This is a genomic window from Bacteroides cellulolyticus, assembly GCF_025567135.1.
Lineage (GTDB): Bacteria > Bacteroidota > Bacteroidia > Bacteroidales > Bacteroidaceae > Phocaeicola > Phocaeicola cellulolyticus.
This window is the reverse complement of sequence record NZ_JAOQJJ010000001.1, coordinates 156,946-178,447: the sequence shown is the minus strand read 5'-3', so window position 1 is coordinate 178,447 and position 21,502 is coordinate 156,946. Positions and strand designations below refer to the sequence as shown.

Genomic DNA, 21,502 nt, shown 5'->3' with positions numbered 1-21,502 from the left:
CAAAAATTCAGGATAATACAACCCTAAAGTTGTATATTGTGGTAAAAATAAACTCAAAACAATATATAAATGTATTTTTTATTGTATTAATTGGGAATTTATTATAGACTCATTTTAATATAGGTGAATCAAAAATTAAATAAATCAAATGACGAGCAAAGTTTGCAGAAGTGTACATACAATAGTCTTGAAAATCATCTGACTTTTGTGGATCTGCAAAATCTGAAGCAGATTTTATTAATATCGTGTATTGAGGTTTTGGGTGGGCACTATTTTGTGCCGCATAAAATACGCCGTAACCTTCCATTTCTATACCTAAAAGCTTTCTACAATGAATTTCAATTTTCTTTACTTCTCCTTGAGAAGACAATACAGCTGGTACAGACGCAATGGGCCCAATCCTTACATTTAATTTGTAAGCCGGTTTATGCCCTTCGTACTTCGCTTCGATAGAATCCAATAACCCTCTATTGTCAGCCATTTTTTGTACTAGAGCATGAATATCAGGATCAATAGGTATCTCGTGAAAATCTGGATAAAATACATCATCCCCTTCTTTATCTGTTTTTATTTTTCCGCTAGCTCCATCCCATACTTTTGATGCAACCAAAATATCACCCAAATTAACGTCATCTCTATTAACAGCAGCAGCAATACCTGTCATTATTAATAATTTAGGTCTAAAGTTATATATAACTTTTGTAGCTAAAACTGCTGATGCTGTTGATGCCATTTGCAAAGAAGAACAAGTTACTATTCTATATGTTTTGTCTTTATTAAAAATCTGTTTTGTATAATAAATAGTAGAATGGTCGGCAGGAACTTTTAGTTCTTCCCAACCATCATTCTCAAAAGCCTTTTTAACATGCCTATTTTCAGTTTGCAATGCATTGATAATAGCTACATCATAGTCATAAAACTCTTGATTCATTAAGCTTTTTTGAGCTTTTCTTAGAAAATCTATTTTATTACGTAGCTTCAATTTCCAATCATCACTACATTCTTCATATAAAATATATGCTAATAAGAATTCATCAAATATTGCTTTATATTTCGGATCTGCATCCTTCCATCTAGTTATGCCTACTATATTATACGGCATCATCAACTCATCTTCATTTGACAAATCATTTAATAACGTAATAGCATTATCTGGACTAGGATCCATACCATGACGAAGAGGTAGGTATAGATCTAAAATAACCAAATCATATTGTACCTTCGAAAATTTCTCTTCTGCATCTTGAACAGAAACGGCAGATTCGACTAGGTTCATATTTATATCACGCATTTCTGATAGTAAATCCAAGATATCCTTTACTTTACTAGGAGTATCATCTATTATTAAAATTCTTAACATCTTGCAATAATTTTACTAATTGTCCCTTCCACTCTTCATTTAACTTGTTATATTTAACATAACCAAGATAATTAACTCCGCATTTAGTTTTTATTCGTTCACTAATTTGATCAATAGTTTCATTATTAAAAGTTTCGTATTGAGTTAAAATCAAGCATTTAAATAAGACTCCTTCATCTATCAATTCTCGAATAATAAATTCTCCTCCGTTTTTAAAAGACTGTCCACCATCCTTGCCATCTGTTTTGTCAAAGTTTGGTATTGTCATATCTAATATTATTACATCAAACTTCTCATCTATAGCTAGTTGAACACCACTTGCAATTGACATTCCTATTGAAATAGAAATATCATCCTTGAACACTGACGATAAATATGCAATAACACTATTACGTTTATTGTCATCATCTTCTACAAATAATACTCTCATTTTCTCAAAGGAATTAAGTCCAACTCAATATTAACATTAAAACATTCATTTTCTATAGAATTAGAATATGAGTTATTCTTTGAACCAAGGTGATTATGGACTGCATTAAATATTTTGATACACCCAGAATTGCCTTCCATTCTTGAAATTCCTCCACTTAAAAGATTTTCTAAATTTCTGTTGATTTTATTAACCTTTTCACACATTTCATCAATATTATCACTAATTATAGGATTACTTACATTTATCTTTAATATATCCTCATTTTCTATTGCATTTATTCTACAAATACCACCAGTATGTTTTTCTCTTTCATAATTGAGAGCATTGATCATTATATCATGAAACATATCATAAAGTGTTGAAAAATATTTACCTTTTAACTCCGAAAACGAATCACACTCAACTTCTACCAAAAATTTATTATTATTATTGGCATTTATTCCATGCTTACAAGTTTCTATTACTTGTTTAATTGTAAAATCAAAATCAACAGAACTACTTCTATTAAACCATCTTGCAACTATTTGAATATCACTCTGAATATTATTAGTACACTGAGTCAAGGCATCGTGAAACTTTACCCATGATACTTTTTTATAGCCAACAAGTTTTTCTATGTCTTTCTCAAAAGCATGTAACTCTTCTAATAACAAATTCTGCACATCCATCAATTTAGTTTTTACAATTTCCAAACAATCATCTGTATGCGCCCACAAAATAGCTAAAATCTCAGAAAGAATAGCTTCGAATGAATTAAGTTCGCTGCGAGAATGAAGTTCTCTAAGTTTTTCTTCAAAGTTTTCTATATCAAAATTGAAACATGCTTCCATTTTTTCTTGATATTGTTCTGTTCTAACTTGGACATATTGATCTTTAATCTTAAAAATAAGCGCATCTATTTTTGAAGAAAATTCTGTAAATCTGGTTATGCAATCACTTTTTAATATAGCGTCTTTTATGCCAAAAACGGAATATATCCAAAATTCGTTTGGAATATAGGCATCATTAACTTTATTAGAAATCAAATTATCCGTTTCAAAATGATTTCGTAACTGATTAATCAAGGTTCCATGCCTAATTCGTGTACTTAAATAATTATCAAGTCCAGATTTGGGATTGAACAGAAATTGATCACGAATATATATAAACATGCGTTTTAATATATCATACTGATAATTAACTCGCTCTTGGCCATGTTCTAATGATCCTAGAAAAACTTCAACCCCAATCCCCATTTCTCTAAGTTTATGAACAAGCATCGATACACTTTCACTTAAAACAGATTCTTCTGAAGAAGATTGTTCATACATTTTAAAGAGAGCTTTTGCTTCATCTAACTCATTGTCTTTTATTGATTGAGTATCAACATAAATTTTATTATCATCTACTTTATTATTTAATTCCAGAATCTTCAAGTCACGAATATGACCAGCTATTTCTTCAGCAAATCGTTTTTTATCATAAAACAAATTTAGATTTGTACATATTGATATTCGTTCATTAATAACATCTTCTACTGACTTAAATCTAAGTACATGCAGTGTTAAAATTCTAGGGATTGCAATATTTGCTAAGAAATAATCAATTATTGTATTTCCTGTAACTTGGACCTCTGAAGCTTTTTTAACATTTAATTTACGCAAGCACTGTTTATATGCCAAATAAATTATATCAATATCAGAATTTATTAAAAAATAAAATATTGCCAATTCTAATGGAATTTCTTTTACAATTATATCATTTAACTCTAATATTAAATTAACAGAACTATTTGGGATGGGTATATTAACATTTATATCCGATATATGGTTTTTTACAAAAAAGACGACAGCCTCTTTATATTTTTTTTGTTGGATAAAAGTTTCAAATAAATACAAACAAATAGGACTTTTTAGATATCCTACTATTTGATTTTGTTCTAACGCTACTAATAATTGATAATTCATCTCTTCGTCATGAATTCCCGCAATAGATATCTCCCAACAATCTTGAGACAAACACTGCTGAGGAAAATTAAAGCAAGCTTCAACAATTGATGTGTCGTATTTCCATTCTAGAAGTTTCTGTTTACGGTTATCTTTAAAAAAGCATACATCACCAATATTTAAATACTTGGAATATCTCCAGGTATTTAAATATAAATTATATATATCAGTATTACAAATGGCTTTTATTGTAGAATAAAGATATCTGATCTCAGTTATATCAAATTGTGATTTACATAAATCTTCTAATTTCCTTTGATGGAATGTGACGTCGTCTTTTCTGTTTAATAACTGGCAAAGATGATATTTTATAGATTCATAAATAGTTCCATCATTTTTTAAAATAGAGGTGTCACTTCCATGATTGACCATACTTTTTGACAGCATGATTAACAATTCAGCATCGAAAACATTTTTAGATTTTAAATAATTGGGAACATTCTCAATAACATTATTGTAGTTTTGATTTACATAATCTTTTATTATAGAGTTTCGTTCTATCGGATTGTTGTAATTCTTCGTTGTTTTAATATCATAAAGAATACAAAGTTTCAATATATATGGATCCTCTACGGCCTCTGCTACTTCTTTTAAACCTAAACGAATATCTTCAGTAATGTGTTCTTGTGTTACATTGGAGATACAAATTATAAAATGGTTATATAAATCTATAATTGAAGTACAAAAATCAATACATAATTCATTTTCTTCATTGATACCTTCAAAAGCAAAATACCGTGTGCTGACTAAATTATTCAGTTTTTTAGCATACTCATTCTCTGGCTTATAATACAATTTCTTTTTAATATCTGAAGAATAATCGAGTGCACTTGTATAAAAAGCTGCATTACAAAATTTCTTAATAATTAAATTGTCATTTGCATGCCAATATTCATTATGTACTTTAATAGCGGCATTTACACCTTTTTGCATTCTTTCCATTCTAATATAATTGGACATTGCCCAATACGAATACGAAATTTCATGATCTATCTTATTAAGGATTATACGTGCTTCATCATATAGACCATTCAAATATAAAAATTCATATTTATTTTTATAACTCAGATATTTATTTATAATTTTTGAATGCATCAATATCACATAAACTTGTTTGCCGATAATTTCAGATGTGTTTAAATAAATAAATTTAGAAGTCTTATTAATTTGTGAAAAAGATGTTCTCTTCAAAAAAGACAAAGAAAATAAACCTTTATAAATTCTTGGAACTTTGCTATATAGGCATTTAAGTTCAGAATAGTTACAAGACTCCAAAGCATTAAACAATACTTCAATCTTATCACTTCCATTCTGATGGATACAACTAATAAATTCGTTTATTTTTTTTTGATTTACCATAAAACATTATTAATGTTTGTATTATAACAAATAACCTTCTCTCATCTTAAAATGAAACAACACTATATATTTCACTTTCTCTACAAGAAAGACAAAACCTTCATTATAACCCATTCTGCCAACACTATAAGGCTATAACGTCTAATAGACCTTTATGCTCTTTGAAAATGGAATCACAAAATATTAATAAAATAAGATTACTCAAATGCCTTAAACACATTTGTATATGAATGTCTTCCGTTTTCATTTTTTTCTCTAGAAAGGCAGTTTTTTGCTCTTTCTACGGCATCTTTTAATCGATCTTCGTCAAGCAAAAGCCTTACCCAATCTGGGTTTTTTAAGTACTTTTCTTTCTTTATCAATTTCTTAAAAGGCACAGTTGCATTGTTAAAATAAGGTTTGAGATAAGGAGCTAACACGTTTGAGACTTTTGAATAATTCTTTAATAATCCTTCATAATCTGTAAAATGTAGCAATAGCCAAAACTCAAACGAAGGCATACTTTCACATAATACGACTTGACCACTATTTATTACTGATTTAAAAGCAGCTACGAAATCTGCATGTTTATCTTGTAGCCCATCGCTCACTACGGTATCCATATCAAACACACAAAAGATTTTGGCATCTACATTCTTAGATAGTATTTCAGCAATTCTTTTGGGAAATACATCTGTATAAGAAGACTCATCTCCAAAATATTTAGGACGAATATTAAATTTATACTTATTTGAAATTGCACTGACATGAGTGAAATAATACCTTTCAGTATTTTTTCCGCCACTTACCACAAAAGGATACAAAGGAGACATTTCTTTTGTTCCTTCTTCTATATCACCAACTTGAGCAACTGGTGCAAAATAATGCGCTTGCTCTGGCTCTTTCAGTTTTCTATTTTCCATCTCCCATTGTAGCTCCAAAACGTTTATTTCTATATGCCTCCCGTATAGATGCAATACGATTTACACCCTTAAAATCAGTCAATTTATACAAGTCGGTTACGCCAGCTTTGTCTTTCTCTGTAAACCAAATGGAATCTTTACGGATCAAATCACTGACCAAATCCAACAGACCATCATTATGTGTAGTTACTATAACTTGACTTCTTGATGGTATTCTTAAGTACTCATACAATATTTTTTCAAGTAGCATAGGATGCAATGAGTTTTCAATCTCATCAATAGGTAGGAAAGCATTATTTTGAACAGCTTGATATAAAGCTGTCTCTATACCAAAGGTCTTCAAGGTCCCAAGTGATTCTTCGTTCAATGAGAAATTATATGATTTTTTACCTGTCTCATCTTCTACAGTATGTTCAAAAGTTGTCATTAGTCTTTTGTATGATTTTTCAGATATTAAGCGTTCACGTTCATCATCTGGGACAGCATTATGATCTATAATAAATTTCAGAGCATCTTCTGATAATTTTTCTGTAATCATATCCGTCGTGATATTAGTTACGTTAAAGTCAGCTGCTTGCAAAAAGGCCAGCAGATATTTGACTAATGAGTTATCATTAGAAGTTTTTCTTTGAGCATACCCCGTCAAATCTATCCGAGGCTCAACCAAATTCATTATATGTTTCCTCAACCATGCTTTTGCAGCATCTATTAAAGGAAGATTAGCGTTTGCTTTATCCCGTGCGACAAAAAACGATATGTTCTTCAAACATTCTACTGTTATTTTATCTTTGATGACAGATGTTACCTTATCTCCATTTTGATTATTAAACATAACTTCTGACTGGCCATTACGCATCACTCTCTCAAATAGCATAATGGGCTGAGTACTCTTATAATAAGAAAGTTTCTCAAGAATAACATTCTTAGAGTCCAGCTCCAATTGATAATAATATTTTGTGTCCTTCACAAAAAAAATCAATTCAAACTTAGTGGGTTCTTTTGGGGAAGATGAATTGAGACGAAATGGACGAATTTTAGTTCCTGAATCAGCAGAACTTGGATCATGATCCCAAAAATAACTGAGAAAACCAAATGCATTAAGTAAGTTGCTCTTCCCTGATGCATTATAACCATACACAACGCCAAGGCGTAACAGGCGAGTTTGGGCTGAATCGCCCAACGTTACTACTTGACAATCTTCTGCAAATTTATCATTTGATGCCTCGAAGCTAAATACTACTTCATCTCTGAAAGACAAGAAGTTCTTTATTTTTATTTCCTGTATCATACTGTAATTATATTGGTAATACAAAAATATAAAATAAAATCACAAAAATGCGATTCTATTTAAAAAAAACATCGATAATTTGCAATTTTAAGAAATAGAAATTATAATAATTCTTATTTCACAAATCAACCAATGATTACAACCATAAAATATACTTCTCCAAAATATCACTTTACTTTATACTCATACACATATATGTATTTATTAAAGTAAAGCCAAATAAAGGGAAAAGAATCAATTATTTTCCCTTTGTTCTGCAAACAGAATCAAGTGAAATCCTCTAGCATTTAGTTGACATACTTGGCGAAGAACTCACGTTTTATTTGTACCTTTGTAAGTAGACAGAAAACTGGTGAACTTCAGTTGGAAAATTTAGATTTTCCACGGCTCTAATTTTATGTTGAAGAATAAACGTAGGAACAGTAAATTCAGGTTCAAAAACAACCCATTATGACCTAAAAAATACTTTTCTACCGTTTAAAATATAAGTTTTTGATTATCAATTACATCTACATGTTGCATCGGAAAGTGAAGCCTTATTTTGTTACTGAAAACAAATAAGAAAAAGTAATTAATCACACTAATATAAAGGCATAAAAAAGACAGCAAATATTTATTTTTTTATTTGCTGTTTTTTCTTTTGTTTGTATATTGGGTTAATGATTTGTTACTAGCAGTAGAACGAGTAACAAAGTATCAAATAAAATGTTCTAATTTTACATTGACAACCTAAATCTATACATATGGAATTACGGACAAGATAAATTTTGCAGATGAAATATTTTGTATTTGAGAAGTTTAGTTTACACCTACAGAAACATCGTCAGCAGCGGAATACTCAGCACTGAGAGTAAGGTCGTAAGAAATGTGCCTTCGGCCATAATTACTTCCCCTTTCTGATACTGGATACAAAACAAGGTGCCATACGAAGCAACAGGCATAGCTGCAAGCACAACATTTATATTGGCTATGGTTTCGTCTATTCTACATAGACGCGATAAATACAGAATTAGAAGCGGAACAAGCATCAGACGCAGAACAGACATAATGTAAATAGCCGTATTGCCAAACATACGACGGACAGGCACACGCGCAATTGACGAGCCTATAATGAGTAATGCTGCAGGTACAGTCACATTTCCAAGCAGTATGAATGGAGTGCTGATTACACGTGGTGGTACCCAGCCGGTTACCACAATCAGAATAGAAAGATATGATGCAATCATGGCAGGACAATAGAGAGTACGCCAGTCAAAACGCATTTTTCCCTGACCGCCGGATATGAACAATGTCCCGAACACAAATATCAATAGAGTACTTGGAAAATTAAGAATACTTGCATAGAATACCGCACTGGCTCCGAAAATTGAAGCCACAATAGGATATCCTATAAAACCTACATTACCAAATGCCAGCATAAAACTATAAATGCCTCGGTCGGATGATTTGACAGGCAAATAGCGTGGAAGCAGAAAAGCCAGTCCAATGAGAATAACATATGTAGCAAAACCTACCACGAGCAAAGGAAGAATCTTTTCCTTAGCAGGGAGTGTGTCACCCATCACCGACGAAAGTATCAGACTCGGACAAGTCACATTGATAACCAGTCCAGAAAGTTTGCGGTCAAAATCCGCATCCATCATTTTTTTCTTACTCAGATAATAACCGATGATTACCAAAATAAACAGAATAATCATCTGTGTAACGATTGCATCCATTGTTTTCTTCTTACCTTTAAAAGTCGTGCAAAGATACGGATTATCGTATTTGAGTATTCACCGGCAAAGTTTTTTTTCATATCTTTTTATTTGCTGTTTTTATATTCACCATTTATAGGCTTTTAGTACTTTTGCACACGAATTTTTCAAGTAATAAAAATATATTTAAAATGACGAGAAAAGATAAAATTATATCCTTTGTTTGGCAACATGTACTTCTTTTTATAGCCTTGTACATAATGACTCTAGGAATTTCCCTTTGCGTAAAAAGTATGTTAGGAGCCAGTGTTATCAGCGTTCTGCCATATGCATTTTATGATGCCGGAACAGACGGGCTTACTCCGGCACTTACAATCGGACAATATACTTTCATAATGAACGCCCTGCTGGTGGTTGGACAAGTAGGAGTACTCCGACGACAGTTCAATCCGGTCCAACTGTTTCAGTTGTTGGTAGGATTCGTATTCGGCATGCTGATAGACTTGAACATGCATATTATTTCATGGTTGCAACCAACAGCTTTTTTTGAGAAAGCCATAGCACAATTCGCCGGATGCACGATTCTGGCTATAGGTGTCGCACTAGAGGTCAGATGCGGCAGTGTAACCATGCCTGGCGAAGGTTTTCCTGTAGCCATCAGCAAAGTAACCGGTATCGAGTTTCCAAAGATTAAGATAGCGGTAGATATCTCACTAGTTCTTCTAGGCATTATCTTCTGCTATATATTCTTCGGAAAATGGCAATGGCACATCATTGGGGTAGGTACATTATTCGCAATGTACTATGTAGGATGGGCCGTGCGTATTACAAGCCATCATCTGAAATGGTTCGACCGTCTGCTCAGATACCGTCCCGGATTCAGAAGGTACATCTACGGTTTGGCAAGATACATTTACAGAAAATAATTTGTTCACAGATATATGATTGATTAATTTTGCACCCCGATAACAATTACATATAACCAACACATGAAGAAACTAAGCAAAAATGCCATTATAGGCTATCCGGCAGGAATTATTACCGGTATAACCTACGGATTAAATCCATTGTTCGCGGTTCCACTGATGAAAAACGGTACCGCAACAGAATCTATACTTTTCTTCAGATACTTTTTTGCGGTTCTTATTCTAGGTTTATTCCTGATGATACGTAAACAAAGCTTCAAAATTTCATGTAAGCAGATTGGTATATTATTTATTCTCGGACTACTTTACACATCGAGCAGTGTATTCCTCTTCGAGGCATACGAATATATTGCGTCAGGACTGGCTACCACACTTGTATTTCTCTACCCTGTTCTTGTGGCAATCATAATGGTATTCTTGAAGGTAGTTCCGTCATGGCCGGTATGGCTTGCCATTGTAGCCACATTTGGAGGAGTAGTCATTATGGCACAAAGTGACGGCACACAGACTATTAACCCTATAGGCATACTGCTTTCTATAGCATCTGCATTGGTTTACGCACTTTTCATCATCATAATCAACCGTAATAAGGCGATTGCAGGAATTTCAAATACATTACTTACATTCTATACTCTTACAGTGGGAGCGATTGTATTCATTGGAAAAATCATATTCTCCGGTATCGCTATAACAGCAGGAATCACTGCATGGACAGACTGGTTCAACCTTATAGGCCTGGCAATTCTGCCGACAATTGTTTCGACTGCTACTTTAGCCATCGCCTCACGCAACATCGGTGCGACAAAGGCATCTGTTCTCGGTGTATTCGAACCTATAACAGCAATCGTAGTTGGCACTTTTATGTTTGATGAGCCGCTTACTACAAACATTATTTTAGGAATATCCATCGCTATCGTAGCTGTAACATTCATGATTACAGTTACAAAACGATAATGACACAGATATCCAATACAGATTATTTATTTCAAAAATTAGTAATATTATGACAGAACAAACTACTTTGGCCCGTCTGATGAGGGCAATGATAAAATATGATTGTGGAGACGTACCACGTATTCAGCATCTGGTAAAAGTACATAATTTCGCACGTACTATAGGTATCGAAGAAGGACTTGGAGCGGATGAACTTTTTGTTCTTGAAGCCGCAGCCATTCTCCATGACATAGGTATTCATGCTGCTGAAGCGAGATTTGGAAACTGCTGCGGAAAACATCAGGAGGAACTTGGTCCGGATGAAGCCAGAAAGATTCTGAAAGAAGTGTCCGGTTTCAATGAAAGTCAAAGAGAAAGAATATGCTGGCTGATAGCCCACCATCACACATACACGGATGTTATATCCATAGACCATCGCATTCTGCTTGAAGCTGATTTTCTGGTCAATTCATTCGAGGACAAGGTTTCAAAAGACGGTATAATCTCTTTCCGTGAGAAAGTGTTCCGTTCACATTCAGCCATCTCAATGCTAAACGACATGTGGGGACTAGACGCATTATGAAGATTGAGGAGGCCATCGTATATATATTGACAAAACGGAAAGGTGGTATGACTACCGATCAGATAGCGGAAGCTATAAACCGTTCAGGATTACATATACGAAAAGACAACCTACCTGTAACTAGCAAACAAGTTTACGCAGTCATCTGCCGCTTTCCGGAAATATTCACCAAGGAGGCAAACAGAATAATGTTAATGATATAAAGACTTATATGAAAAAAGTTTTGTCTTCACTATCTGTGTGCACAATAATCTGAATGGCAAAATACGGCATTTTACGTACTACTACACTATCCATATGCTATTCTTTAGTCGATTGTTCAATATTAGGTGATATCATACAAAAATATGGTATCCATATATTATGTAATTTGCAAAAGCATATTAAAGGTCCGTCTTTTTATATACTTTTGCAATAATCATAAACATTGATTATTAAAGACCTACATATATGAAAAAAGAACTCATACACTCTTGCCCGGAATTGATAGACTATATCAACGAAATAGGATTTCTCCCACTCCTACCGATGGGTATTACAGATTGGTCGGCAGATGAGATTGTGGACGAAGATTGCCAATACAACCGTTTGCCTGACGGAGGATGGGAATGGCCGCTTTGGGAGTGGAAAGGTTCGATTTTGCAGGAAAGCGGTTGCGCATACGGCAAATTTTTCAAAAGCAAGGCTGCATTTATCAGTCGTGAATGGTGGCCTGATTTTTGCAATTATAGAAGGAGTATTTATCCATATCCAGAGGAAGGAAGTATAGAAGATACAATACTGGATATTCTGAGAACAGAAGGCAGCCTCATCACACGCGAACTGCGACATGCATGCGGATTTACCGGTCCGAAAATGCGCAGCAAATTTGATGCCTATATCACCAGACTGGAAATGGGCGGATATATAGTAACAGAGGATTTCATTTATCCTCAGGACAAGCATGGCAGAGAATATGGTTGGGGTTGGTCTTTACTCACCACACCTGAAGCTTTGTTTGGAAAATACCACCCGGACAGAACACCTCAAGAGTCTTACGACAAAATATTGGAACACTTCAGGAAGATATTACCAGGAATACCCGAACAGTCACTTAAAGCCCTGCTTAAATAGTTCTTTTATCACAATGATAGCAATATGGGGTATTTATAGAACATTATGCAAACAATATTAAAGAATTTATTACTTACAAACACGCAAAATCATTGCATCTGGAATAAAACCTAAAACGGCATGCCGTTTTTAGTTTATTATATCACACATTTACAAGGCAAAAGTGTTAAATTTGAAGCTACAATTAACCTTTCTCTTCTTCAGAAAATCTATTATCAACAGGAAAAACGACAGCCCATTCAAGATAAAATGTCTTGTCATTCCAACTGAAAAGACAAAGCGTTTTCACATGAAGAACTGGTACTAATAATAATACAAATAATATGCAGTTAAAGTTCTAGTTCGTAGTAACAATAAATAATATCATAAAGTAGAAAACACAAGGTTAGCAACAACACATCAATATAATTAAGCTTAATATTACATCAAAACGAATGGAATTTTATATTATCAATAACATTTTACTACTAATACAACAGCTAAAGTTTATCGAGATTTTAAAATTCTCAAGCCTCATATATCAATCAGCAATTTTCGCAACCACAGCCGTTCAATTTATCAAAATGTCAAATTGACAAAATAACATTCTGTTTCAATATTGATATTCGGACTTAATTCAATAAATTTGTATCTGAATTGCAATATTTGTACAAACATGAAAATAATCCTCGCCATAGATTCATTCAAAGGTTGTCTCACATCGGAAGAAGTTGAAGACATCGTTTTCTCTTCTCTAAAATCAAAAGAAGTTGAGATACATAAAATTCCAATGTCTGACGGAGGAGAAGGTATGCTTGAAGCATTCATATCTGCCATGAACGATAAAATAGTTGAATCTATAGTTCACGACCCGCTAATGCGCCCAATAACTGCACAGTACGGAATAACACCTGACGGTACGGCTGTAATAGAAACAGCTAAGGCATGCGGACTGACACTTATGTCAAAAGAAGAACGTAATCCGATGATAGCAACCACCTACGGTGTTGGCGAGCTGATAATACATGCCTTACATGCAGGTTGCAGGGATTTCATTATCGGCCTTGGAGGAAGCGGCACCAGCGATGCTGGCAGAGGAATGCTAAAAGCAATTTCAGACAGTTTTCCATACGGAAGAAATGTAAAAGAGATTATAGACAAAGAAATGAGCGACTGCCGCTTCACACTGGCAAGCGACGTACGAAATCCGTTATGCGGAAATAACGGAGCTGCATATATCTTTGCACCACAGAAGGGCGCCACAGAGGAAATGGTAATAGAACTTGACAGAAGAGCGAAGGAGTTTGCAGAGGCATCTGCCAGCCTCATTGGAGAAGACAAATCAAACGAGCCCGGAGCAGGTGCGGCAGGAGGATTAGGATATGCTTTCCTGCAATATTTCAATGCCACTTTCAAGTCGGGTGCCGATCTGTTGCTTGAACTTACGGATTTTGACAGCCTCCTAAACGGAGCCGATATGGTTATCACAGGCGAAGGACACGCAGATAGTCAAACCCTGATGGGGAAACTGCCGGAACGAATACTGAGACATTCACAGAAACACAACGTTCCTGTATGGATGATAGCCGGACGTACTGACGACTGCGAGAAGCTGCTTTCCGAAGGATTTGACAAGGTGTATAGCATTACACCTGACGATATGCCTACAGAAGAGGCGGTGAAACCGGACAATGCCATAGCAAACATAAAAAGGTGGACCGAAGCCCACCTTCTACCACTTATATCAAAAAAAATTTGATTAGTCTTTCTTCACACGGAATATCTTATATCCTATAGCCGAAACAAAAATGCTCATCAACGGACTGATATAATTGAAGAATGCGTATGGCAGATACACCAGCGTAGGCACACCCAAGATAGTGGCCTGAGTCATTCCGCAAGTGTTCCACGGCACCAGCACTGATGTCACCGTAACGGCATCCTCTGTTGTACGGCTAAGCAAACGGCTTTCATAACCGTTGTTCTTGTATATATCCCTGAACATATTTCCCACAAGAATGATGGATATATACTGGTCGGCAGTAGCCAGATTAAGGAAAATACCCGAACCTACCGTAGAAGCCACCATACCTGTAAGCTTACGTGTGAATTTCACAAACATTCCTGTAATACTTGCCAGCATTCCGCAAGCGGTCATGGCGCCTCCCAGACACATGGCACAGATTATCAGCCAAATAGTGTTCATCATGCCGCCCATACCTCTGGTGGCAATAAGCTCAGTAAGCTGCGATGTCTCTGCCTGAAGACTTGACGAAGTGAACAATGTCTGCAAAGTAGTCTTGAATATAGATCTCACATCGCTGCTTCCGCCTGCCAGTTCTATCACGTTATCCATCTGGAATATGAGCATAAACACAACTGCCATAGTAGCCGAAATAAACAGCGTGATGATAGACGGAACTTTCTTGGCTATAAGTATTCCGGTCACAACCGGTACCAGCAACAGCCACAATGAAATATTAAACCTGTCGGCCAGACCATTTGCAAATTCTGTCATCTCTGCTGTGCTTCCTACTCCATGATTGAAACCTGCAATCAGGAATATTATAAGTGCTATCGTTATCGAAGGCACCGTAGTTATCATCAGATACCTGATATGAGTGAAAAGCGGAGTATCCGTAACCGATGACGCAAGAATAGTAGTATCGGACAAAGGAGATACCTTGTCACCAAAATAAGCTCCTGAAATAATAGCGCCTGCTATCCAGCCTTCTTCAAAGCCCTGAGCCTTTCCTATTCCCATCAATGCAATACCTATGGTTGCAATAGTAGTCCACGAGCTTCCCGTCATAACAGACACTATCGCACAAATAACACAACATGATGCCAGGAAAAGACTCGGATGTATAAGTTGCACACCATAATAAATCAATGTAGGCACTACTCCACTGAGCATCCATGCGGCAGACAAAGCTCCAATAATCAGCAGTATGATAAGAGCCGAACTCACTCCTGCTATATTATTCACTATGGCATGTTCAATGTCTTTCCATTTTATGCCATAACCTGTCATTCCTATTGCTGCACAAATGGCTGTAGCAATAAGCAGACAAACCTGACTGGCACCTGAAAGAGCATCAGATCCGAAACTTCCGATAGTGAAATACAACAAGACCACCAATATGGCAATTGGCAAAATAGAGAAAAATGGAGAGGGATAAGTTGTCAATTTTTTCATCCTCAAAAACAATCTTAATTTTAAACCTGAATAAAAACCCGTGCAAAGGTCTGAATATTTTCTCTTATTCACATAAAAAAGACAATGATATTCCGTTTTTTTTGCAAAATTTCTGAAATATCATTAGCTTTTATGGGTGTATTAAGCATGATATTTGTATTTTTGTACTGATTTACACATTATAATGAGAAAGTTCACACTGCTAAAACATACATTCAGAACCATTATCATATCAATGATGGTCATATATTTCGGATTGATAGCTTTGCTTAATATTCCTTTCGTTCAGCAAAGTATCAGTGCTATTGCAGTTCGCGAACTGACAAAAATACTGCATACGGAAGTAAAAATCGGAAATATAGATTTAGGTCTGCTCAACAGAATCATAATAAACGACCTTGAGATATACGATAAAGATTGCAGCAATATTGTCAATATAGCCAGATTTTCAGCCAAATTCGATATACAGGCTATTTTAAGAGGTAAAATCAGCATAAACAGTATCCAACTCTTCGGATCGGACTTTAATCTTGTCAAGAAAGACAAACAGTCCGACTTGAATATCAAATTCATTACCGATTTATTCGCCAGCAAGGATAAGGACAAAGAGAAGAAAATAATTGATTTAAGAATAAATTCAATACTCGTAAGAAGAAGTAGCGTCAATTTTAATATCCTTTCAGAGGATGAAACTGACGTAAAGTTCAACCCTTCGCATGTTTCTGTAAAAAATATATCTGCTAATATTTCATTGAAAGCGTTATCACGGGACTCGCTGAATATTCATGTCAAACGTATAAGTATGGCAGAGAAATCAGGTCTGACACTGAAGAAACTGTCTTTCAAGGCCATAGGAAATAAAAACAACCTGCGTATTGATGATTTCGAGCTTTTACTTCCTAACAGCAACATACGCATAGACAGCCTGAAAGCAGATTTTGACAACATGATGCAAATCAAACAGATTTCAGACATCAACTATATGTGCGACCTGTCGGCCAAAATCGTACCTTCTGACGTAAAACCGCTGATACCGGCACTAAAAAACTTCAATGATACCGTCAACATAAATGCCATGTTGACAAACAAAAATACTATCCATAGTATAAGAAACCTGAACATCTTCTCAAACGACAGATCGGTAAATCTGTTATTGGGAGGCGACCTTGTCCTTGCCAGCGACACAGCAAACACCAATTTTGATATTGACATCAAGAAAATTGACGTAAGCGAAAAAGGGGCAAAGTGGATTTTCCATAACATCAACGGAAACAACAATATGCCCGGTATAGTCCAAAGAATCGCATCGGCAAGCGTTTCCGGAAAAATAAAAGGTACACCGGACAAGATAGAAAACAGAGTTACCATATACACCCCACTAGGCAATATACAATCGCAGTTCTTCATGAACAGAGACTCGGTCAATAAAAGAAGGTCATATTCCGGTAAAGTATATTCACAAGAACTGAATTTGGGTAAGCTTGTAGAAAAAGACAATCTGCTTGGTAATGCAGCATTCAATTTGACTTTGAATGGACTTACGTATATGGATAACAAGCCGGAATCACATGTAAAAGGGGAAATAAAATACCTGGATGTGAAAGGATATACTTATCATAATATCATACTGAACGGTAGATATACTCCTGGCGGTTTCGACGGACATATTGCCATAAACGATGAAAACATTAAATTAAACATCGACGGTAAATTTTCCACGGCTGAAGAAACTCCTGTATTTAAACTTACGGCAGGATTAAGGGATTTCAGACCTGACAAACTGAAACTTAGCAAAAAATATGTCAACACCACATATTCCTTAAATCTTTTGGCGGATTTTAATGGTAAATCTCTTGACGATATAGAAGGAAATATCAGTATCGACAGTTTGATGTGTGCTTCGGAAGATACGGAAAACAATTACTTTCTGCCATATTTCAGACTTATGGCCAATAAAAACGAGAATGGCAAAACTGTCAGGATAGAGTCTGATTTCATGAACGGCGAGATTAATGGTAATTATTCATACAAGACCATTACCTCGAGCGTTGTAAAGGTGGCCCACAGATATATTCCGTCATTCTTCCAGGAAGACAACAAGATTATCAAACAAAAAACTGACAATAACTTTACACTCAAGTTTAATATTGACAACTCAGACTTTCTGCATAAAGTCATGAAGTTGCCAATCGACATGAGTATGCCGGCCACTATCAACGGATATATAGACGACAGCAAGACAAAGGTTTATATAAATGCCAATATTCCGGAAATCATATACAACAACAAGAAATACGAATCGACCACATTACTGTTCGAAAACCCTCAGAAAGACCTTCATTGCCATGTAAGATCCAACTTGCTGATGAACAAAGGTGCTATGGTGAATTTAAGCCTGAATGCTATAGCATATAACGACACGCTTGCTACAAACGTATTTTGGGGAAACAACACCAACGTTACATATAGCGGAAAGGTTTCTGCATATACAATATTCTCGAAGAATGCCAATAACGGCAAACTGCATACGGACATTGAATTGAAACCAAGCCAGATCGTACTTAACGACACTATATGGAACATACACAAGTCGAACATAAGTATCGACAAGGACAGCATAGACATCTCAAACTTCCTTTTCGAACATGGCAAACAGTATGTAAAAATCAACGGCCGTCTGGGTACAACCGAAGCAGATTCCTGTATTGTCGATCTTCAGAACGTAAATCTGCTGTACATAATGGACATGATACAATTCCATGCGGTAAAATTCGAGGGGAACGCAAGCGGTAAAGTCTTTGTCTCAAATGTGCTGAAGAAACCTTTGCTTGACGCCAACCTCAAAGTAGGTAATTTCTCACTGAACGAGGCGTTATTGGGGGAAGCTGATATAAAAGGCGGTTTTGATAACGACAAAGGCAGAATACTGCTCGATGCGGATATACGTAAGTCGGACGGAGTATTTACCGGCGTAAAAGGCTATATATCGCCAAAGGAGAAAGGACTTGACCTGGACATCAATGCCGGAGGTACAGACTTGGCTTTCCTTCAGCATTTTATAAAAGATATTTTCAGCGACATACATGGAAAGGCGTACGGCAATGTACGACTGTTCGGTCCGTTCAAGGGACTTGACCTGGAAGGCAGAGCCAAGGCTGAAATTGGAATGAAAGTAAATGTACTGAACAGCAGATTCGAAGCCAAAGCCGATTCGGTAATAATAAACTCAGGTGAATTTCTGTTCAAGGATATAAAACTGACCGACAGCGAAGGCAATTCAGGCGTAGCAAACGGATATTTAAGACATCAAAAGCTCAAACACCTCAGTTATATGTTCCAGTTCGACACAAATAACATGATGGTTTTCAGCTCAGACAGTGAAACTCCGGAATTCCCTTTCTACGGAAATATCTATGCTTCGGGAAGAACTACTATTAGAGGAAATGAGAATACTGGACTTGTGGTTGACGGAAATGTAAGGGCCGAAGACAAGACTTCTTTTGTCTATGTACTAGGAACGGCCACTGAAGCCATAAGCAAGCAGTTCATTACTTTCGTGGATAGAACACCAAAGCGAAGACAGGAAGAAATACATACCGAACTGTATCATTATTTGAACGAACAGAACACTGATGAAGATAATGCAGTTCCACAAGACATAAGAATAAACCTACAGATTGAACCGTCCGCACAGGCCGACATGAAAATTATAATGGATCCGGCTTCAGGTGATTACATCTCTGCGAAGGGTACAGGAAGTTTGAGAATAAACTTCTTCAACAAAGGTAATTTCCAGATATTCGGCAATTACAACATATCGGAAGGTATCTACAAGCTGAGTATGCAGAACATCATAAGGAAAGATTTTGTCCTCAGACAGGGAGGCAGCGTTTCTTTCAATGGAGACCCTAAGGCAGCGAACCTGAACGTACAGGCTGTTTACACTGTCCCTTCAGCATCATTGAACGACCTTATTGCGGATGCAACATCCACCAGGGGCAATATCAGGGTGAACTGTATAGTAAACCTTTCGGGACTGTTGACATCGCCAAATTTAAGTTTCGACATAGAGTTGCCTACAGTAAACGAAGAGGACAGACAAGTAGTGAAGAGTCTGACCAGCACACCGGAACAGATGACAACACAGATTATCTATCTGCTTGGAGTTGGCAAATTCTATACATACGATTATGCCGCACAGAGCGGACAGTCCGACGCTACTAGCTCGCTGGCATTCAGCACATTGTCAGGACAGCTTAACAATATGCTCTCGCAGGTTATCGACAGCCAGAACTGGAACCTTGGAACAAACCTTACTACAGGTCAGAACGGTTGGACAGACGTTGAGGCTGAAGCCATACTGAGCGGAAGACTTCTGAACAACAGACTTATTATAAACGGAAACTTCGGATATAAGGAAAATACGCTGAGAAATACTAACTTTGTAGGCGATTTCGAAGCGATCTGGCTATTAACCAAAAACGGCGACTTCCGATTGAGAGGATATAACCAGACGAACGACAGATACTTCACTAAATCAACGCTCACCACGCAGGGTATAGGTCTTATCTATAAAAAGGATTTCACCCGTTGGGACGAGCTTATTGACTGGGTAAGCAATTTCCGATTGTACAGAAAGAAGAAAATGTCGGAGAACAAGAAATGAATACACATAAAAACAATATAAGAATAATGAACAGTAATCTTTCGCTCCCGTCAGAATGGGACAAACAGAGTTATATACAGCTGACATGGCCACACATCAATACAGATTGGGCTTATATGTTGGAAGAAGTGGAAAAGTGTTTTGTAAATCTCGCTACAGAGATTGCATCAAGACAACCTCTCCTACTTGTTGCACCGGAATTCCCGGAGGCACTCAAAGATTTTCCATATAAAGAGAATATCACGTTCTTTCAGTGCAAGACTAACGACACTTGGGCAAGAGACCACGCATTCATTACACTGAAAGACAAACATGGCGACCCTCAACTGCTTGATTTCTGTTTCAACGGATGGGGTATGAAATTCGCTGCCGACAAGGATAACCTTATCAACAGCAAGCTTTTCGGCAAGCACATTCTGAACGGTGACTATATAAACAAGCGTGACTTCGTTCTGGAAGGCGGTTCCATTGAAAGCGACGGAAAAGGTACGCTCCTCACCACATCGCTTTGCCTGCTGGCACCAAACAGAAACGATACAATGTCGCGCCATGAGATAGAAGACTATCTGAAAGATGCTTTCAGTCTTCAGCAGATTCTCTGGCTGGACTATGGTTATCTGGCGGGCGACGACACTGACAGCCATGTTGATACCCTTGCAAGACTTTGTCCGGACGACACAATAGCATACGTAAAATGCAGCAATCCCGACGACGAGCATTACAGCGCCCTGCAGGCTATGGAAAAGCAGCTAGAATCATTCACTACACTCGACGGCAAACCATACAGACTGCTTCCTCTGCCTATGCCTGAAGCTATCTATGACGAGGACGGCTACAGACTTCCAGCCACTTACGCGAACTTCCTGATAATGAATGATGCTGTGCTATACCCTACTTACGGTCAGCCTGAAAATGACAAAGAAGCGGCAAGAGTTCTGGCGCAGGCTTTCCCGGGAAGAGAAATCGTAGGCATAGACTGTAATGCCCTCATCAAACAGCACGGATCATTGCATTGCGTTACAATGCAATATCCAGAATCAGTATTCAAAGGATAAAAACATCAACATTATAATTTAACA

15 protein-coding genes are annotated in these 21,502 nt (G+C 36.4%); 8 read left to right on the top strand and 7 right to left on the bottom strand.

Features of this window, described 5'->3' with window-relative positions:
* Positions 1-109: 109 nt before the first annotated feature.
* The 6 genes from OCV82_RS00740 to OCV82_RS00715 form a co-directional block, all read right to left on the bottom strand.
* Positions 110-1,360 (bottom strand): phosphorylase family protein, encoded by a 1,251-nt coding sequence (locus OCV82_RS00740; RefSeq protein ID WP_154042635.1) that lies wholly within the window; start codon positions 1,358-1,360, stop codon positions 110-112.
* A complete protein-coding gene (locus OCV82_RS00735; protein ID WP_154042634.1) occupies positions 1,335-1,790 on the bottom strand; it encodes a response regulator in 456 nt (151 codons plus the stop codon). The genes OCV82_RS00740 and OCV82_RS00735 overlap by 26 nt, the downstream gene beginning before the upstream one ends.
* Complete coding sequence (locus OCV82_RS00730; protein ID WP_154042633.1) at positions 1,787-5,137, bottom strand: hypothetical protein; 3,351 nt, start codon at positions 5,135-5,137, stop codon at positions 1,787-1,789. The genes OCV82_RS00735 and OCV82_RS00730 overlap by 4 nt, the downstream gene beginning before the upstream one ends.
* 197 nt (positions 5,138-5,334) lie before the next feature.
* On the bottom strand, positions 5,335-6,039 hold the full coding sequence (locus OCV82_RS00725; RefSeq protein WP_154042632.1) for an RloB family protein: 705 nt from the start codon (positions 6,037-6,039) through the stop codon (positions 5,335-5,337).
* On the bottom strand, positions 6,029-7,327 hold the full coding sequence (locus OCV82_RS00720; RefSeq protein ID WP_154042631.1) for an AAA family ATPase: 1,299 nt from the start codon (positions 7,325-7,327) through the stop codon (positions 6,029-6,031). Before OCV82_RS00720 ends, OCV82_RS00725 begins: the two co-directional genes overlap by 11 nt.
* Positions 7,328-8,136: 809 nt before the next feature.
* Positions 8,137-9,045, bottom strand: a complete 909-nt coding sequence (locus tag OCV82_RS00715) for an AEC family transporter (RefSeq protein WP_154042630.1) — start codon at positions 9,043-9,045, stop codon at positions 8,137-8,139.
* Between the two features lie 170 nt (positions 9,046-9,215).
* Between OCV82_RS00715 and OCV82_RS00710 the strand changes: the two genes are divergently transcribed.
* From OCV82_RS00710 to OCV82_RS00685, 6 genes are all read left to right on the top strand, one after another.
* On the top strand, positions 9,216-9,950 hold the full coding sequence (locus OCV82_RS00710; RefSeq protein ID WP_154042629.1) for a YczE/YyaS/YitT family protein: 735 nt from the start codon (positions 9,216-9,218) through the stop codon (positions 9,948-9,950).
* A gap of 63 nt (positions 9,951-10,013) precedes the next feature.
* The gene (locus tag OCV82_RS00705) at positions 10,014-10,904 is read left to right on the top strand and encodes an EamA family transporter (RefSeq protein WP_154042628.1); all 891 of its coding nucleotides are present in this window, start codon (positions 10,014-10,016) and stop codon (positions 10,902-10,904) included.
* Positions 10,905-10,953: 49 nt separating this feature from the next.
* Entirely contained in the window at positions 10,954-11,466 is a 513-nt protein-coding gene (locus OCV82_RS00700; RefSeq protein WP_235340244.1) for an HD domain-containing protein, read from the top strand.
* Positions 11,463-11,669: a hypothetical protein gene (locus OCV82_RS00695; RefSeq protein WP_154042626.1), complete on the top strand. Its 207-nt coding sequence runs from the start codon at positions 11,463-11,465 to the stop codon at positions 11,667-11,669. Before OCV82_RS00700 ends, OCV82_RS00695 begins: the two co-directional genes overlap by 4 nt.
* 247 nt (positions 11,670-11,916) lie before the next feature.
* Positions 11,917-12,579 (top strand): AlkZ-related protein, encoded by a 663-nt coding sequence (locus OCV82_RS00690; RefSeq protein WP_154042625.1) that lies wholly within the window; start codon positions 11,917-11,919, stop codon positions 12,577-12,579.
* A 655-nt stretch (positions 12,580-13,234) separates the two neighbouring features.
* Positions 13,235-14,317, top strand: coding sequence for a glycerate kinase family protein (locus OCV82_RS00685; protein ID WP_154042624.1), 1,083 nt, complete (start codon positions 13,235-13,237; stop codon positions 14,315-14,317).
* On the opposite strand, the gene OCV82_RS00680 is transcribed toward OCV82_RS00685, so the two are convergent.
* Positions 14,318-15,757, bottom strand: a complete 1,440-nt coding sequence (locus OCV82_RS00680) for a Na+/H+ antiporter NhaC family protein (RefSeq protein WP_154042623.1) — start codon at positions 15,755-15,757, stop codon at positions 14,318-14,320.
* A gap of 184 nt (positions 15,758-15,941) precedes the next feature.
* Between OCV82_RS00680 and OCV82_RS00675 the strand changes: the two genes are divergently transcribed.
* Together OCV82_RS00675 and OCV82_RS00670 are read left to right on the top strand one after the other, a co-directional pair.
* Positions 15,942-20,423, top strand: coding sequence for a translocation/assembly module TamB domain-containing protein (locus tag OCV82_RS00675; protein WP_154042622.1), 4,482 nt, complete (start codon positions 15,942-15,944; stop codon positions 20,421-20,423).
* 26 nt (positions 20,424-20,449) lie between these two features.
* Positions 20,450-21,478 (top strand): agmatine deiminase family protein, encoded by a 1,029-nt coding sequence (locus tag OCV82_RS00670; protein WP_154042621.1) that lies wholly within the window; start codon positions 20,450-20,452, stop codon positions 21,476-21,478.
* Positions 21,479-21,502 lie beyond the last annotated feature (24 nt).

Excerpts from the sequence above, each read along its gene's own strand:
- OCV82_RS00740 (WP_154042635.1), bottom strand. The coding sequence starts at position 1,360 with ATGTTAAGAATTTTAATAATAGATGATACTCCTAGTAAAGTAAAGGAT.
- OCV82_RS00735 (WP_154042634.1), bottom strand. The coding sequence starts at position 1,790 with ATGAGAGTATTATTTGTAGAAGATGATGACAATAAACGTAATAGTGTT.
- OCV82_RS00730 (WP_154042633.1), bottom strand. The coding sequence starts at position 5,137 with ATGGTAAATCAAAAAAAAATAAACGAATTTATTAGTTGTATCCATCAG.
- OCV82_RS00725 (WP_154042632.1), bottom strand. The coding sequence starts at position 6,039 with ATGGAAAATAGAAAACTGAAAGAGCCAGAGCAAGCGCATTATTTTGCA.
- OCV82_RS00720 (WP_154042631.1), bottom strand. The coding sequence starts at position 7,327 with ATGATACAGGAAATAAAAATAAAGAACTTCTTGTCTTTCAGAGATGAA.
- OCV82_RS00715 (WP_154042630.1), bottom strand. The coding sequence starts at position 9,045 with ATGGATGCAATCGTTACACAGATGATTATTCTGTTTATTTTGGTAATC.
- OCV82_RS00710 (WP_154042629.1), top strand. The coding sequence starts at position 9,216 with ATGACGAGAAAAGATAAAATTATATCCTTTGTTTGGCAACATGTACTT.
- OCV82_RS00705 (WP_154042628.1), top strand. The coding sequence starts at position 10,014 with ATGAAGAAACTAAGCAAAAATGCCATTATAGGCTATCCGGCAGGAATT.
- OCV82_RS00700 (WP_235340244.1), top strand. The coding sequence starts at position 10,954 with ATGACAGAACAAACTACTTTGGCCCGTCTGATGAGGGCAATGATAAAA.
- OCV82_RS00695 (WP_154042626.1), top strand. The coding sequence starts at position 11,463 with ATGAAGATTGAGGAGGCCATCGTATATATATTGACAAAACGGAAAGGT.
- OCV82_RS00690 (WP_154042625.1), top strand. The coding sequence starts at position 11,917 with ATGAAAAAAGAACTCATACACTCTTGCCCGGAATTGATAGACTATATC.
- OCV82_RS00685 (WP_154042624.1), top strand. The coding sequence starts at position 13,235 with ATGAAAATAATCCTCGCCATAGATTCATTCAAAGGTTGTCTCACATCG.
- OCV82_RS00680 (WP_154042623.1), bottom strand. The coding sequence starts at position 15,757 with ATGAAAAAATTGACAACTTATCCCTCTCCATTTTTCTCTATTTTGCCA.
- OCV82_RS00675 (WP_154042622.1), top strand. The coding sequence starts at position 15,942 with ATGAGAAAGTTCACACTGCTAAAACATACATTCAGAACCATTATCATA.
- OCV82_RS00670 (WP_154042621.1), top strand. The coding sequence starts at position 20,450 with ATGAACAGTAATCTTTCGCTCCCGTCAGAATGGGACAAACAGAGTTAT.